A 16142-nucleotide genomic window follows, 5' to 3' on the forward strand; every position below is an offset into this window, starting at 1 on the left:
CGGCTGGTGGGCGTAGGGCGGCCATTGAGGAGATACCGCAAACTGGACGATGAAGCACTATCCTATCGAGCCACTTTGGCAGGAGTTGATCTATTTGGCCTATCATTTGCATTGGGATCTCGATCAGCTGATTGACCTTGAACACGCGGATCGAGCGCGGCTTATCCAAGGCATAGCCGCCTTGAATGCGAGAGCCTGGGAGGAAGCGAGGCAGCTGTAATGGTGACGACGTCAGGTTTTAAAGGGCATGTACCTGACTCATCGAGCTTTCTCCTCGAAGTGGATGGAACACAGATTGGCATGTTTGCCGAGGTCTCAGGTCTCGAGGTGACGGTGGAGGTTGCCAGTTACGCTGAGGGTGGGCAAAACGGCTTTGTTCATAAGTTCCCGGGACGGATGAGCTGGCCTAACATTGTGCTTCGTCGCGGTATCTGCGAGTCAGATGCGCTCTTCGCGTGGGTGATGAAATCCTCAGGAAGTGGTTTCGCTTCGAACCAAAACAAACTTTCGGTGAGCACGGCCGCCATCACTCTTATTGGTTCGGACGGCAAACGACTGCGCGCCTGGGAGGTAACTGGTGCCTTTCCGGTGCGTTGGGTAGGCCCTGAGTTGGCAGTTGGGTCAACGGGACATCCTGCGATGGAGGAGATCGAGTTAGCTCATCAAGGTTTCGTATCCAAGACCTTTAAGTCGTGAGGAAGGTAACGATGCCTGCAACGATTGCACAGGGAGTCGATCAACGTTTTCGATGGCATCGCAGGCTGGTTCGTCGGCCACTACCGAACATCGGCAAGTGCTTGAACGGTAGCGTTCGATTCTCTTCGCTGGTTGGCAGGCCCCTATCGGTGCATGCGTTGCTGACACCGGCCCGTGCCGTCGATGTGTCGCAGGTCCCCGAGACGGTACGCATTCCATGGCATCCGTATCTCTCGATGTGGCGCTCGCGCAATGATACCGATGATGACCTCGCTCAGGAGTTGGCAGGTGTGCGTCCTGCTGGTTTGCTGCCACGAGCGACGCAGATGCCGCGGGGGCAGTTCGCCCCCACCTCGGGCCTCAGGCGTCTTCGACAGGAGGTGCTTCCGGTACGCTTGCCCGCTGATGTCGCCGCGGTGGGGCCGATCCTGACGGATCGAGAGCGTAAATTTGGGTCAGGGTCTCGTGCTCCTGACAGGGTCGTCTCCTCGCCAAGGCCGACCGCTCCGCAACTCAAGCCTGTGGCGACTCAGCTGAGCTCGAAGACCCAAGACAAGGGGAGGGTTGGTCAACGAGCCCTTGAGGATTCTGAGTCTTTGGCTTCAGGTGATTCTCCTCGAGGCTCCTCTCTAGGAGGAGCTTCGTCTTCGGTCGACGATGTCGGCTCACCGACGGGATCTGGTGGGTTGGCGGAGACGATCGAAGCCACATCCATGAACCAGCAACATGCATCTCCAAAAGAGGCTCCTGCGACAGTAACCGAGAGGACGGATCTGGCCGGAGCCTCCCTTCTGGGAGCTGCTCCGAAGTCAGGTCACTGGCCTGCAAACGCTCTTCGGGGTGAGGTGGGGATGCAACACCAAGCTGGGTCTGCTCTCGCAGGGCTAGGTGGCTATGATCCCACGGAGCGAGCCGGTGGCGGCAACCCACAGAGACCCGAAGGTGCCGGCAGCCCACAGAGACCGGACGGCGGTGGGGTCTCACATGGACAGCCCTCAGCTACGGATTTCCTCGCTATTGCATTCATGTTGCTTGAGGCGCTAGGTACTTCGTTTCAGCCGGCGCTGCTTGCCCGACGAGGTGTCGAACATGTCGCCGAGTCAGGTCCATTTTGGCAGTACACCAATCATTTCCCTCGAACGAGTTTCGCGAGGTCAGGGAGTAAAGCACTCGCGGCCGCTCAGCGACGGTTGCAGTTGGCACCAAGTGCCATTCCCGGCTCCCGGGAGGTAGTCTCAGGCAGAGCCTTCTCTGTCGCGGGTGCTCCTGTAGCTCCCCGTGCCACAACTCAGACGGGTTACCACGCAAGGTCACCTCTCACCTCCCCCGCTGCAGGTTCCCCAGACACCGGTGTTGGTCGGGATGCTCTTCACAACAATGGTCGAGAAGACCTCAGTTTTCCTCATGCTGGCGATGTCGGTGGTGGCGGTCGGCGCTCCCTGGCTTTGGCACTCGCAGCCTGGCAGCTTGGGAGCTCACCGATTGCCAGTCGTTTGTCTCCCAACCGACATGGACAGCGACAGGGACCTGCTGCGAGTAGATGGTCCCATCGACGAGGGTTCCTCTCGCATCAGGGTCGACAGATGACGCACGTGGGTGGCGATGCCTATCCGACCCACGAAGATCACGCGGAGATGCGTTCGCTTGCCAGCGCTTACCATCTTGACCATGCCTTGCGCCAATTTCGAGTCTCAGCGCCATCTCGGGGGATTCTCCGCTCTGCTCTCATGACAGGCTGGATCTACTCGCCAGCGAGTCAGGGATTGGGCGTGACAAGTCTGCGACCGGCATTGGCTAGCAGTGCACTCGGATTTGGTGAGGTGGTGCACCCATGGGGAGTCCCTGTGGGCGCAATGACTCCTCGGCACTATCGTCTGCGTGGGAGTATGGTTAACCAAGTTAGTCCTCAACGGGAGCAAGGTTTGAGCTCGAGGGGTCCTGGTTTGCAGGTATCCGATAATCGGCGTGATGGAGAGGATCAGACAACCATACGACAACGTTTTGCACAAGCACTGGGGACGCAACCCCATGATGCGGTACGCCCACTGCCCGCGCGATTCAGACCGCTGGCGCAGGCGCTCGGCGTAGTACGTCCAGTACATATTCGTACCGGGGGTTCCACTCGGGAGGCGCTTCAGCAGGTCGGCCAAGCTGGTGCGACCTATCGTGGGATTATTCACCTTCAGAAAGAGCCGGACGGCTCTCCTGCATCCGTGGATGTTCTCGCACACGAACTTGTGCACGCGCGGCTGGGCAAGGTGGCTGAGCCACGCTTCTTTCGTGATCGCAAGATCGATTCTGAGGAGATCATGGCTCGTCGTGTGGGTTCGCTCGCATCTACCTTGGTGGGAGAGAGCGCCTCGCTCCAGGCTAGTTCTGGTCTGTCGCAAGCCCTCCGTACCACAAAGACTGTTTCTCGTTTTCCTCAGTCCAGCCGCACGGACAACCTTCGCCTTCCGCAGGATCATACCGCGGAGACCACAGACCAGAGACGCTCCGGTGCCGCCGATACAAGGACCACACCAAGTCAGAGTTTTGAGAAGCTGTTGGAGTATTTCAGAGACATGGAACATTCGCAATTGGATGCGTCAACGAGCAATGACGGCGCTATTGGGCTTCTTCCCAAACCGCCTTTGACGCCGAACGATCCTCATCCACTTCCGACCATCGTCCGCGATGGGCGTGGAAGTTTCAATGGGAGCGATCTCAATGCAGGAAGATCCCACCCAGGGGTTGTAGACAGAGGGGTTATAGATGTGAAAAATGAAGACGGACCACTGGTTGGTTCCTCTAGCGCTCCTCAAACTGAGGAGTTCTTGGATTGGCTTGTTGAACAGGTCGAGCGGCGTCTCCTGCGAGAGTTCGAGGCGCGCGGCCAACGCCATATGCCTGATGTCTTATGAAGCCTGATGTGTTATGAAGCTTGATGTCTTATGAAGATAGTGCGATGGGTCGACAAGTTGGACGAGGTGCGTGTTGAGTGATGATCGTGATCGGCTCTTGTCAGAGGACCCTTCCTTTGTCGGACGCGGCTTCCACTTCCCCTTCGGCGTGGATGCTCGCGGTGGAATCTCGATGTCTGAGGGTTCGCTGGCCACGGACAGCGCTATTCGGGTCATTCTCTCAACAGCTCCGAGCGAGCGGGTGATGCGGCCAGCCTTTGGCTGCAAGATTTGGGATTTACTTTTTGAGCCGGTCAACGCGAACACGCTCGGTCTTATGTCCCAAGCGGTGAGGGAGTCGATTGCGCAGTGGGAGCCGAGAGTGGAGGTGGAAGATGTGACAACCATCGTGGATGCAAAGGAAGCTAGTCTGGTCCATATCCACATCCGCTACCGCATGCGAACCACCAATGATCGTCGTAATCTTGTGTATCCCTTCTACACCATACCGAGAGAGGAGGGCTAGTGCCGTTACCAACGCCGGAGCTCGATGACCGTAAGTTCCAAGATATCGTGGACGAGGCCAAGCGCCTCATCCCTCGATACTGCCCAGAGTGGACGAATCATAACGTCTCCGACCCAGGGGTGGCCCTCATCGAGCTGTTTGCCTGGATGAGCGAGACCATTCTCTACCGGATTAATCAGGTGCCTGATCGACTCTATACGAAGTTTCTGGATTTGGTCGGCATTACCCCCTTCCCGCCGGCTGTCGCTCGCACCGATCTCCTATTCTGGCTCTCGACGGTTCTCGACTACGAGGTGACCGTACCCGAGGGTACCGTCGTCGCGACTGTACCTGGTGTGAATCAGTCGGAGGTGCTCTTCTCCACTGTCGAGGATCTTGTGATTCGCCGTCCTCAGTTGATCGCCGCTAAGGCTGTGGAGGCGGCTAATCAAGAGCAGGTGTTTGATGTATGGGATGACTTGAGGTTTGACGACGGCGCTGTGCGCTGCTTTCATTCTGATCCCTTGACTGAGGGAGATGCGCTCTATTTCGGCTTTGCCAACTCTGTCGGAGGTTCGGTGATTCGACTGACCGTTGGGGCCTCGATTGAAGGTATCGGCGTGGACCCCACGGACCCACCACTTGCGTGGGAGGCCTTTGTGGAGGAGTCGTGGGTTGCCATGGGCGTCCGCCAAGATACGACTGGCGGCCTGAACCGTGACGGTGAGGTCATCTTGGCTTGCCCGCGCTCGATGGCCGCGTTTACCCTTGGCGGAGATCATGCCTTCTGGATTCGTGTGCGCCTCCTTCCGACTCGACCTCAGCAGCCGGGCTATCGAGCCTCCCCGTTACTCTCGTCGTTACAGGTTGACACGCTGGGTGGCCTTGTCGCTGCCGAACACGCAAGTCGAGTCATCGAGGATCGGCTTGGACGCAGTGATGGAAGTCCTGCTCAGGAGTTTCGATTGCAGAACTATCCGGTGCTACCGTTGCGAGAGGGAGAATCGTTGCGGGTGAGCACGATTGGAGCGTCCGAGACTTGGGAAGTTGTCGATGACTTCACAGCGTCGGGAGGGGACGACCACCACTATGTCCTCGACTACGCCACCGGCACCATTCGCTTTGGACCACGGGTCCGCTATCCGGATGGTTCTGTGCGGCAACATGGCGCGATTCCCCTTGATGGGGCAGAGATTGTTATGGAGCGCTATCGTTACGGCGGCGGCGCAGTTGGTAACGTTGGCGCGGATACGTTGACGATTCTGCGTACCTCGGTCGCCTATATCGATCGTGTTACCAACCCAGCACCGGCCCTCGGAGGCGCCGACGCGGAGACTGCTGCGAATGCCAAGATCCGGGGTCCCCTCTCTCTTCGCGCGGGCGGAAGGGCCGTGACCGCTCGAGACTTTGAACGCTTGGCGCTCGAAACATCAGCTGAGGTGGCGAGGGCGAGGTGTGATGCACCCACTGCGGTAGGCGAACCGGTACGCCTCCTCATCGTACCGAGATTGCGTGGTCGTCCTCAGGATCATCAGCTTGACGATTTTCAGCTGAGTGATGCGCTTGTCGATGCATTGATCACCTACCTCGAACCACGTCGGCTCATAGGGACGACCGTCGATATCTCGACGCCATACTATCAAGGAGTCACGGTAGCAAGCCTGATTCGTGCGTTTCCTGGGCGCTCAGCTACCATTGTGCAAGAGCGAGCGCTTGACGTGCTTTATACCTTGCTCGACCCATTGGTAGGGGGAACCAGCCAGGATGGATGGCCATTCGATCTCGGTCTTAGTGCCTCGTGGCTAGCGGAGCAACTTGAGGCTATCGATGGTGTGGAACGGGTCGAGGAGGTGCTCCTGTTCGAGGCTGACCTGCGTACTGGAGAGCGCCGAGGTCGTGGTAGAGAGTTTTTGACACTTGATGCACAGTCCCTCTTTCTCTCTCTCCGCCATCAGGTGGTTGTGCGTTGAACGGAGGTAGGTATGCGCCGTGATAACTGGCTCGTGCATCAGCTACCGATGGGGATGACAGATGACGACTTCTTCGTACGATTTGTGTCGATATTTCAAGCAGTAGCCACCACCTTCCTGGAGGACGCTGATACGGTCGAGTTCCTGGTCGATCCTACTGTCGCCCCACAACCATTTTTGCCTTGGCTCGGTTCGTGGCTCGGGAACTCCTGGATTGATTCCTCGCTACCTGATGAAGCGCAGCGTCGGCTTGTCCGTAGTCTCAGCGCGGCACTTGCTTGGCGAGGTACTGTACATGGTCTCTCACTCGTACTCGAAGCGATCACCGAGGCGCCTGTAGTCATCCAGGAGACCGGTGTGGTGCGTCGACACCGAGAGGAGGAGTGCCCTGCTCCCTTTGTGAGGATCCAGGTCGGCTCCACAGGCTGGCTTGATGAGGGCGACTTTGTTGAGCTGGTGCGCGATGAACTACCGGTGTCGGTCGCCTTTGCCGTCGAGGTAGATGGGCGACGTATTTGGCCAGCCTAACTTTTCGATGTGCGTCATGACGGAAAGAGATTGTTGATCAGCTTGACGCTGATCCACAATCGTACTGCAGCCCTACGGAGATAACTGTAGACAGGTCCTCTAGGGTCGCCTTTTGGGAGGGGACCCCAAACACCGTGCGGGTCAAGGGGGCGAGTGTCAGCAAGCCGCGGGCGTGACGTTCGAAAATGGTGTAGATGATGCCACTACCGAGGGTTGTCGAACGTACGGGATAGCTTGGAGGCGTAGTCGCATACGTGTTTTGTGGCTCGAGGGGACAGCTACTGAGATAGAGCGCTCGTTATCGATCCCGTGCGGGATTTGGCAGTCGTTCACAGTGACAGGCCATGGGGGAGCATGCGTCGTAAGCCTGTGGGAACCGTGGATGCAAGCATGATATAAGTGATATCTGTAATATATATAAGGCATAGGCGATTTGGTAATGAATGTTGGTGGGGCTGGGGTCCCATGGTAACCGCGTTCAGGTCAGCCCGCAAGGATGGTGTCGGACTCGTAGATGCCAACAATCCTTGACGGGTGTTCGAATCGAACGCAGTTCCGTGGGGAATGTTTCGCGTGCATAGACCGGCATCAGATGTCGACTGGATACTTGTCGTGTCCATGGTGGGGGTGAAATAGCGGTCCGGTCGTTCCAGAACAAGCAGGTAAGGGGCACCATATTCACCACCATGTCATCTGTCGCCTAACGACACAGTCATCTGAGGTGGCGGTGGCGACGCTAAGGAAGGCGCTGGGTTGCTTGGGAAGGGTGCACCAAACCGGTGCCGCAGCTTTTGCTTGATCACTGTGTTGATAGAGTGATGCCAGGTGATCGACAGTCTCGCGATGCAATCATACGAGACGGACGGTGGTGGGATGTGCTACTACTACAGTTATACATATGGAACAAGATATTACTCCAACAATACGACACAAAGGGGCCGCGGTCGCTGTTGTCGTCAGTATCGCAGTGTCGATGGTGGTTGCCGTACACGTTTTTCACCAGTCGGCAGCCCTAGTGCCGGAGATGGGTGCCGTTGGCTCGGGACTATTGTTCTTCAGGAATCGTTCTTGGCTCGACCAACTGATTCCGTTCTACTCCTATATTGTGCTCGCAGCGATCTTTGGATTTGGTATGTCAACGTATGTGGAGGCACCGATCTGGCTGAAGATCCCTCTCACACTCAGTGTGGTGCTGACGGGCCTGATCGTGCTGAAGATTCCTGCACTACCGGCGTTGTCTGCGGGGTTATTGCCGATCTACTTGGATATTCATTCATGGTGGTATCCCGTGGCGGTGGCCACCCTGATGGGGATCGAGGCTCTTGTGGCGTTCGTATGGCTCAAGCCGAGCTTTCGACGTGACCGCGCAGTCTCCTGGCAGCTCGAGCACGTTGGTAAAGTCAGTGGATCGCTGATCGTCGCTTTACTCGTCATGGCGCTGTTTGGCAGTCCGCTGGTCATGGTGCCTCCATTATTGGTGGCGATGTCCGAGCGTGCTCAACATCTCTCTAGAGGCCACCTGTTACTCGACGACTTCGTTACGATGATTTGGTTGGTGACACCGTTTGAATTGTCCATCATCCTACTGCTCGTAACACATGATCCATATATCGTTGTCGTCTCGCTGCTTGTTGCCTATGTCGGATCGACTGTCTTGAAAAAACAGATCGGGCCGGTTTTTGCACTGGCGATGGTTCCGCTACTTTTTGGTTATGCAACTGATGAACGGTTGATCGTCTTTGCGCTGGTCGGGGCTGCGGTTGCGCAGTTCAGCCCCTTCGTTGCGGCAAAGGTTGTGGGGGTGGTGGGCTCTGTCCGTGCGAGCATTGCCAGCAGGTCCACATTTGGAGATTTCGCCGGAGGAGAGGCCGATTCGTAACCCCGGACCGAGAGATTACACGCTGGCTTAGGTGCTAACGGCGGTGTCGTGACGTTAACACAGCAGTTGGCCACTCGATTGAGGCTTCGCCGCGCTGGCACGGCGTGACCATGGTGCGAGGTAGAAGGCTTGCGCGCCGGGTCTGCGTCGTTCGAGGAACGACCTTACCAAGGATGTGCAAGAGGTCATCGCTGTATGCGGGGTCAGGCTCTATGCAACGGTTCGGACAAGACAAAACGGATGTCTGAGTCGAAGTAAGAGACAATCCAGGCAGCACGGTTAGCGCTCACAAGATCGGGCTCGATCCGAACAATGAATGTCGCTAGCAGTATCTACCAGAGACGCAAGGCTCGCGTCTAACGCTTGGACTCGCCCAGCCGGAAAGAGAACGCTCGCGTCATGGCGCTTGAAGCCTGCGGAGCAATTCACGTCTGCGACCTCAAACACGATGAGCAACATGCCCACACTCGAAGCGATCACCGAGGCGCCTGTAGCCATCCAGGAGACCGGTGTGGTGCGTCGACGCCGAGAGGAGGAGTGCTCCGCCCCCTTTGCGAGGATTCAGGTCGGCTCCACAGACTTGATGAGAGCGCCGTTATCGAGCTGGCGCGCGATGAGCTACCAGTGTTGGTTGGAGTTGTTGTCGAGGTAGATGGGCGATCTATTCGGGCAGCGCCAGAGCAGCACGTATCGTTGAATGGTGCTCCGGGCCTCTCGGCTTGGGAGAGCTCGGGTACTTCTCGATCAGGTCATTATCGGGGTGCCTTCCCACGCGATCGAACGTTCGGAGCCTCGGTTGCGCCGCTGGTGTGATGAGCAGTATGGTGCAAAAGCTCGGGCCACGCGTTGTGGTTGTGTTACCACTTGAACGGGACTGGGCGTTCGAACGTGCTATCGGCTCGTGGTCGGTGTGTTCCGCAGGGTTTTGCAGCCCAGTCCCAACGAAAAGGGTTTCTCTCCACCTTCAGTGGGCTTGTCTGGGACCGCCGATCGTCAATGGGCTGTGGATCTCGTATGCCGTGTTGCTGATTGAATGCCGACGTTGCCGTTGCGAGCATCATGTAGAGAGTGGTGTCCTAATAATTACGATGATCGCAAAGCAAAAACTTCTCGGCAAGCAAGTGTGAGGAGTGTTATTATGGACCGATGGTGCAGTTGCAGAAGCGCATGTCGGTGCCCGCGAAAACAACGAATGCAAGGGGATGGCTCTTCCCTAGGAGCGACCTTAAGGTTGCGCACAACTCCTCGGCACACAGTGCCGCCTCGGTCCTCATGCTGCAGCGTGCGATAGGGAATCGGGCAGTAGCGGGGTTAGTTGGACGTTCGACAACCACTCCAAGGCATGCGTCAGTGGCGACTCCGGGTGTCATTGGCGACCCCAAGAAGGAGAGCCTCGCCGATCGTACTGCTGAGCGAATCGTTCGTAAGGTCAACACTCCTGGCCCTCGTGGGACGTCTTCAGTCGCCACTCAAGCATCGACACTCGATTACGTGCGTCTCGCTATGCGAGACCTCGTGGCGCCTGAGCGTCTCGATTCAATTACAGTCGACGCGAGCACAGCGTCCCGCCGTGCCGCTGATCGGATTGGCGCACTCGCCTTCGCAGACGGGAACAAGATCACCTTTGGTACTCGGAGCCGACATCTCTCCCCTGATGAGAAGCTCCGACTGACTGCCCACGAAGTGGCCCACGCGACACTTCATCCCAGCACTTCTGATGCGAGTCGCCGTCTTGTGCATGCCAAGCTGGCAGGCACGCACGCCGTTGCTCTCGCCACGGGTGGTGAACCTAAACAGGGCATCCGTCGATTTGGCCCAAAGAGGTTGCAAACAAACTGGAAGAAAATCATCGATGGCCTCGCGGAGTACGAACGAAAAGAGATGGACTTCTTTGCAAAGGGTTCCCCAAACCCCCAACGATTGGCGCAGGCAAAACCAGAGCTCATTAGTTTGCTGAAACGAATCGAGGCTGATCTTGAGGGTTGGAAAACTGCTAATCGCCATGACTATCATACAAACCAACTAGAGGGCCAGCTCGCTACTCAACAGAGAAATTATGTTCCAGATGATGGGTACGGATATGCTCCAATTGAGGATACGAGACCAGAAGCGAAGGTGGGTAGACACCAGGTTGTTCCTCTCATCCTTGTCAGAGTGCGCAACGAGCTGAAAGAGTTGCACGATGGGACTTGGGAGGAGAGTGTTCCGCTCTCGCTTCATGCCACAGGAACCTCTGCGGAGGGTTCGAAATACAAACTGAACAATGTTACCTATCAAACTGGCCACCAGGGCACTACCTCAGGTTTCTTTAAAAAGGAATATGCCCTTCATGAGAAACGTGAAGTACACGAAGATGTTCTGGGTTTGCCGGTAGTGAATCCGAATTTAGGTGGCCGATCCATGGCGATGTATAAACTTGATCGGCTCCTCTCTGCTGGAGTTACTGCAAAGGTCGAGTATGCCGTGCACAATGGTGAACTCGGTATTGTCATGGAGGAGGCGTCAGGGAAAGATGCAAGATCACTCGAATGGACGATTCAACCTAGTGAAACCGGGAAGGACGGTAGGGTCCGAGCAAATGACCCTGTCCTGCAACAATGCCTTAATAAATTGCAGATTCTCGACGCTATCGCCGGACAAATTGATAGGCACAGTGGTAATTACTATGTCCAGCGGGATGCAAATTCGGGGAGCGTTACTGGCGTGACGGGTATTGATCTTGATATGGCATTTGGGAAGGATATGCACGACCCAACAGCTGGTACAGGTGTCACCAGCGCAGCGATGAACTATCGTGGGGTTCCAAAGCTTTTTGATGAACAGATGGCCAACAAAATTCTGATGATTACGGATGCACAGGTGCGTGACGCCATCGATGGTCTCCTCAGCAAGGAGGAGGTTGATGCGACCGTTTCACGTTTCAAACACGTGAAGGAATCGATTGAACAAGCCAAGAGAGACGGGACGCTTGTCAGCCAATGGGATGATCAGAGCTTCAAGAAGTTGATGCCAACCCCAGATACACTCAAATTCGACATCAGCGGTTATGTTGTGGACGCGAGTAAGTCAGCAATCGATGACGCGGCGAACGAAGCCCGTGGGGTGGCGACCGCTCTCATCCCAAAGCTGTTCTCCAGTGCGCCGCCCGCGACCCTCTTTGCTATTCAGGAAGTGTTTGGGCGAACGATCTTCGCTGAGCATATCAAAGCTCTGATGCTCGACATGAGTGTATCTGCTCCGTTGGTGCCAAAGCTCACCACGAATGTCCTTTTGGGTTTAGCGAATGATAAGAAGTGGTGGATGGGAGAGATGCTGACAATTCAGGATGTCACTGACAGGATTAAGGCGATCCTTCCTGACGCGTTGAAGAAGGCGACGGCGAGCTCGCGCCCCCTTCCCTCACGTCCGACACAACAAGCCTCATCCAAGAAGGCCCCTCCGCGACCACCGCGCCCCCTTCCCTTACGTCCGACACAACAAGTTTCACCCAAAAAGGCCCCTCCGCGACCATCGCGGCCAGACAAGCCAAAGGGTACTCAAGGGCGGCCCCTGCCGACTCCCCCAGTTAGGAGGGCCAAGGGCTCCTCGGATCACTAGGCGGTTGGTGCGTCCAAGACCAGAACAGGTCTGCTTTGGCTGATCTACGCTACAGTCGGCCAGCCAGCTATCGAGCTAGTTCGTTAGGCTGGGTTTCACCGAACGGCCCTTATGGCCGTCGGCGTGCGGTGAGCGGACCATTGTTCCACCATCGGTTCTGAAAGCGCCAGCTTGTATCGTCCTGTGGTGGGCGTGAGGGTGTGGACGCTCGCGCGCGATGGACAGCGAGCAGGGCGAGAGTGGCTGCGCTAACCAGTGCCACCTCTTCGGCATCAGTAAGCTCATTCATAGCGGGATATTCCCGTGCTTGCGTCGGGGCAGTTCTTCGCGTTTCGTCTCGAGCATGGCCAAGGCTTGAATGAGGGTTCGCCGTGTCTCGGCTGGGTCGATGACGTCGTCGATGTAACCTCGCTCCGCCGCGATGTAGGGATTTGCATAACGTTCGGTGTATTGGTCGATCAGCTCTTGACGTTTTGCGATTGGATCTGCAGCAGCGGCAAGCTCTCGTCGGTGGATCACCTCGACGGCCCCCTGGGGACCCATAACGGCCAGTTCTGCGGTTGGCCAGGCGTAGGCGAGATCGGCACCGATCGACTTGGAGTTCATCACCACATAGGCGCCACCATAGGCTTTGCGGGTGATGACCTGGATTCGTGGAACCGTGGCCTCGGAGTAGGCGTAGAGCAGCTTGGCCCCATGGCGAATAATGCCACCATACTCCTGGTCCACGCCAGGGAGGAAACCTGGGACATCCACGAATGTAAGAATTGGGATGTTAAAGGCGTCGCAGGTGCGCACAAAACGTGCTGCCTTCTCCGATGAATCGATGTCGAGGACGCCGGCGAGAACCGCAGGTTGGTTCCCAACAACACCGACTACCTTGCCGTTCATGCGTCCAAAACCACAGGTGATATTCCGAGCCCAGTGGGCAAAATACTCCAGATATTCACCATGGTCGAGTACTTCACGAATGACGTCGCGCATCTCGTATGGCTGATTTGAGTTTTCTGGGATGAGGGAACGTAACACTTCATTCAGGCGATTGGGGTCGTCGGTTGCCTCTACCGCCGGCGGTGACTCGAGGTTGTTCGCAGGCAGAAAATCGAGGAGATACTTGACCTCGTCAAGGCATGCCTTCTCGTCACCGAGCACAAAGGAGGCAACCCCTGACTTGGTCGCATGGCTCATCGCACCGCCAAGCTCCTCCAGCGAAACCTCTTCTCCGGTAACTGTCTTGACGACATCTGGACCGGTGATGAACATGTGTGACGTTTGCTCCACCATAAAGATGAAGTCGGTCATGGCCGGTGAGTAGACCGCGCCTCCGGCACAGGGACCAAGTATCACGCTGATCTGTGGGATCACCCCCGACGAGGCGACGTTGCGCCGAAAGATGCCGCCATAGGAGTGGAGAGAGACGACGCCTTCTTGGATGCGGGCTCCAGCACCATCGTTGAGCCCGATCATGGGAACACCGACCGAGGCGGCAAGATCCATGACCTTGTGGATCTTCTCGGCAAAAACCTCACCGAGTGCTCCACCAAAGACGGTAAAGTCTTGGGCGAAAAGGCAGACGCGTCGGCCGTGGATTGTGCCAAAACCGGTGATGACGCCATCGGTGTAGGGGCGGCGTTCATCGAGGCCCATCCCGTGCGCGCGATGGCGAGCGAGGAGGTCGAGTTCCTCGAAGGATCCCTCGTCGAGGAGGTAGTCGACGCGCTCACGCGCTGTCATCTTCCCTTGCCCATGTTGTTTGGCAACTGCGGTCTCTGTACCTGCGTGGTAAGCCTGGTCGCGCCGCTTCTCAAGCTCGTCGATCCGTGCAGACATTGGGTGAGTGCTCATGTTGCTCTAGGCTATCAGGTACCATTGCCGATCACGGAGGTAGCCCGGTGACGATCGAGGAATTGGTGGCCCTTAGCGCTTCGCTCGACCCTGACGATGCTGGCCGCCTCTATCGGCTCGGGATCTTTCCGATGCCGCTCGCTGATGGCTACGGTTGGTTCTATCCCTCCACACGTGCAGTGATTGTGATCGATGAATGGTCACTACGGTGTCCCCGCAGTACTGAGCAACTACTTCGCACCTATCGCGTGGGTATCGATATCGATCCGATGGCGGTCGTGATCTCCTGTGCAAAAATACCACGACCCGGTGGCTGGATCGATCGGACGATGATTGAGTTTTATCGCGGACTCAACGATCGTGGACTTCTGCATTCGGTTGAGGTTCGAGGTCCAGATGATGCTCTTGTTGGTGGTCTCTTTGGTGTTGGCGTCGGCGGGATCTTTGTCGGCGAATCAATGTTTCATCAAGTGCCGAACGCCTCGAAGCTGGCGCTCTTTACATTGGTGCGAGTCGCGAGCAACCTTGGGTATCGTGTCGTGGATGGGCAGTGGCCGACTGACCATCTTGCAACGCTTGGCTTCGCTACCATGGCAAGTACCCAGTATGCGAAGCTTCTTGTTGCATGTGCACCAATGGAGCCAGCGCCCTTTCCAACGGGATTCCTCGATCGGGGCCAGCTCAGACTTCGCGGCCCCGGGTGAGCCGGTTGTGTAGGTACCACGCGCCGGGAAGGAGACCAGTCGCCAAGAGTAACTTAATCAAGTCGCCCAACAGGAAAGGGGTGACGCCCAACGCGAGTCCACGACCGATGCTCAGGTGGAGGTCGAGCATGAGGAAGCCCATCCCGAAACTATAGATGATCACGTTACCAATCGCCATGAGCAATACGGTGCGTCCGAATTTGCGATCAAGGCCCTTCTCGGCGAGGTAACCGACAACGGCGCCTGCGGCAATGAAACCAAGCAGGTAGCCAAAAGTTGGATCGACGGCGATTTTGAGACCACCAGTGGCTCCAGCAAACCAAGGCACTCCCATCAGCCCGAGCCCGACGTAGAGCAGGCTCCCAAGCGTTCCGCGTCGTAGGCCGAGTGCGGCGCTTCCGATCAGGACCGCGAAGGTCTGACCGGTGATGGGAACGGGCGTGAACGGCAACGGGATACTGATTTGGGCGAAGATGCCAATTGTTATGGCGAAGACTCCGATCAAAGCTAGGTCGGTCAGAAGACTTTCGGGGAGTAGATCACTCAGACTCCGTTGGCGTAACCCCTGTTGTTGTAACCCCTGGTTCAGCACGGAACCCCTCCTTTCGATGGTGTGGTCTCGATTGCTAGAGTATCAATCATCGCTAACCGTACGACAGTTCAAGGATACATGGCGGCCATCAGCGCTCCGACGCTTGTCGGCCTTGGGGTGGCCGCGACAAGCCGCTTAGTGGCCTATCCTGCGCTCGCTAGCCAAGGGGCTCGCTATCTAGTGGGTGCTGTGATTCTGCTCGTGGTGTTTCGCGGGCGAGTCAAACCGATAGCCCGCCCAAACCTGCGAGATCTCATCGCGTTGATCACCCTCTCCGGCGTCGGGCTCGCTCTCTTTTCTGTCGCCTCCGTCGAGGCGTTGTCTGATGCCTCCGTTGCAGGGGTAGGGGTGATCATCGGTTGTGTGCCTATTGTGCTGGCCGTCGTCGGAGCCCTCGCTGAACGGCAACGACCAGATCGTGGTGTGGTCGCCGCTGCCATCATCGTCACTGGTGGCTCCCTTCTCGTCAACGACGTAGGCCGCCTTGGAGGTAAGGGGTTGGTGTTCGCGGTGATCGCTATGCTCTCGGATGCAACCTTCTCGCTGCTCTCAGTTGGCTTGGTCAGAAAGTTCGGTGCAATACCGACGGCGTTCACGACGACACTGATCGCTGGAGTCACGATGCTTGCGGCTTCGGCCCCTCTTGGAGGAGGGCTACCCATGCCAACCACCACCGAGTGGGTGGCGATCATCTATCTTGGGCTCACCGTCTCGGCAGCCTCGTTTGTCCTCTGGTATCAGGGACTTGCGAGGTTAGGGGTTGCCCGTGCAGGGCTCTTTGTCGCCATGATTCCGATCGGAGCCCTCATCGGTGAAGCGATCCTTGCGACGAGAACCCTCACCTGGCAGGCGGTGATCGGTGTGGTCGTGGTCTTTGGCGGACTTCTTCTGGGAACCGCGACCCGGCTACGCCTCCAGCCGAAGAATCGCCTCGATCTCGACGG

At 57.1% G+C, this 16142-nt stretch carries 13 protein-coding genes; 11 read left to right on the forward strand and 2 right to left on the reverse strand.

The genetic code is table 11. The features are described 5' to 3' along the window. The first annotated feature begins 49 nt into the window (after window positions 1-49). From M7439_RS12485 to M7439_RS12525, 9 genes are all read left to right on the forward strand, one after another. Complete coding sequence (locus M7439_RS12485) at window positions 50-220, forward strand: DUF6760 family protein (protein WP_298347640.1); 171 nt, start codon at window positions 50-52, stop codon at window positions 218-220. Further along, window positions 220-696 carry a phage tail protein gene (locus M7439_RS12490; RefSeq protein WP_298347638.1) on the forward strand — a complete coding sequence of 159 codons (477 nt, stop codon included), beginning with the start codon at window positions 220-222 and terminating at the stop codon, window positions 694-696. Before M7439_RS12485 ends, M7439_RS12490 begins: the two co-directional genes overlap by 1 nt. 11 nt (window positions 697-707) lie before the next feature. After that, entirely contained in the window at window positions 708-3599 is a 2892-nt protein-coding gene (locus tag M7439_RS12495) for a hypothetical protein (RefSeq protein ID WP_298347637.1), read from the forward strand. A gap of 73 nt (window positions 3600-3672) precedes the next feature. Next, window positions 3673-4104, forward strand: coding sequence for a GPW/gp25 family protein (locus M7439_RS12500; RefSeq protein ID WP_298336182.1), 432 nt, complete (start codon window positions 3673-3675; stop codon window positions 4102-4104). Further along, window positions 4104-6053, forward strand: a complete 1950-nt coding sequence (locus tag M7439_RS12505) for a putative baseplate assembly protein (protein WP_298347635.1) — start codon at window positions 4104-4106, stop codon at window positions 6051-6053. The genes M7439_RS12500 and M7439_RS12505 overlap by 1 nt, the downstream gene beginning before the upstream one ends. Window positions 6054-6065: 12 nt before the next feature. Further along, window positions 6066-6581 (forward strand): phage tail protein, encoded by a 516-nt coding sequence (locus tag M7439_RS12510; RefSeq protein ID WP_298347633.1) that lies wholly within the window; start codon window positions 6066-6068, stop codon window positions 6579-6581. 898 nt (window positions 6582-7479) lie between these two features. Next, on the forward strand, window positions 7480-8460 hold the full coding sequence (locus tag M7439_RS12515; RefSeq protein ID WP_298347631.1) for a hypothetical protein: 981 nt from the start codon (window positions 7480-7482) through the stop codon (window positions 8458-8460). Between the two features lie 457 nt (window positions 8461-8917). Beyond that, the gene (locus M7439_RS12520; protein ID WP_298347629.1) at window positions 8918-9112 is read left to right on the forward strand and encodes a hypothetical protein; all 195 of its coding nucleotides are present in this window, start codon (window positions 8918-8920) and stop codon (window positions 9110-9112) included. Window positions 9113-9627: 515 nt separating this feature from the next. Further along, on the forward strand, window positions 9628-12057 hold the full coding sequence (locus tag M7439_RS12525) for a DUF4157 domain-containing protein (protein WP_308464511.1): 2430 nt from the start codon (window positions 9628-9630) through the stop codon (window positions 12055-12057). Window positions 12058-12342: 285 nt separating this feature from the next. On the opposite strand, the gene M7439_RS12530 is transcribed toward M7439_RS12525, so the two are convergent. Continuing rightward, window positions 12343-13902 carry an acyl-CoA carboxylase subunit beta gene (locus M7439_RS12530; protein WP_298347625.1) on the reverse strand — a complete coding sequence of 520 codons (1560 nt, stop codon included), beginning with the start codon at window positions 13900-13902 and terminating at the stop codon, window positions 12343-12345. Window positions 13903-13949: 47 nt separating this feature from the next. Between M7439_RS12530 and M7439_RS12535 the strand changes: the two genes are divergently transcribed. Further along, on the forward strand, window positions 13950-14606 hold the full coding sequence (locus M7439_RS12535; protein WP_298347623.1) for a leucyl/phenylalanyl-tRNA--protein transferase: 657 nt from the start codon (window positions 13950-13952) through the stop codon (window positions 14604-14606). Here the strand turns inward: M7439_RS12535 and M7439_RS12540 are convergent. Beyond that, window positions 14584-15198: a biotin transporter BioY gene (locus M7439_RS12540; protein ID WP_298347622.1), complete on the reverse strand. Its 615-nt coding sequence runs from the start codon at window positions 15196-15198 to the stop codon at window positions 14584-14586. The genes M7439_RS12535 and M7439_RS12540 overlap by 23 nt on opposite strands. 78 nt (window positions 15199-15276) lie before the next feature. Here M7439_RS12540 and M7439_RS12545 point away from each other — a divergent pair. Then, a partial coding sequence (locus tag M7439_RS12545; protein WP_298347620.1) for a DMT family transporter occupies window positions 15277-16142 on the forward strand: 866 nt, incomplete at its 3' end.

It is taken from the genome of Ferrimicrobium sp., assembly GCF_027319265.1.
GTDB lineage: Bacteria > Actinomycetota > Acidimicrobiia > Acidimicrobiales > Acidimicrobiaceae > Ferrimicrobium.

Excerpts from the sequence above, each read along its gene's own strand:
- M7439_RS12485 (WP_298347640.1), top strand. The coding sequence starts at position 50 with ATGAAGCACTATCCTATCGAGCCACTTTGGCAGGAGTTGATCTATTTG.
- M7439_RS12520 (WP_298347629.1), top strand. The coding sequence starts at position 8,918 with ATGCCCACACTCGAAGCGATCACCGAGGCGCCTGTAGCCATCCAGGAG.
- M7439_RS12510 (WP_298347633.1), top strand. The coding sequence starts at position 6,066 with ATGCGCCGTGATAACTGGCTCGTGCATCAGCTACCGATGGGGATGACA.
- M7439_RS12515 (WP_298347631.1), top strand. The coding sequence starts at position 7,480 with ATGGAACAAGATATTACTCCAACAATACGACACAAAGGGGCCGCGGTC.
- M7439_RS12530 (WP_298347625.1), bottom strand. The coding sequence starts at position 13,902 with ATGAGCACTCACCCAATGTCTGCACGGATCGACGAGCTTGAGAAGCGG.
- M7439_RS12490 (WP_298347638.1), top strand. The coding sequence starts at position 220 with ATGGTGACGACGTCAGGTTTTAAAGGGCATGTACCTGACTCATCGAGC.
- M7439_RS12525 (WP_308464511.1), top strand. The coding sequence starts at position 9,628 with ATGTCGGTGCCCGCGAAAACAACGAATGCAAGGGGATGGCTCTTCCCT.
- M7439_RS12495 (WP_298347637.1), top strand. The coding sequence starts at position 708 with ATGCCTGCAACGATTGCACAGGGAGTCGATCAACGTTTTCGATGGCAT.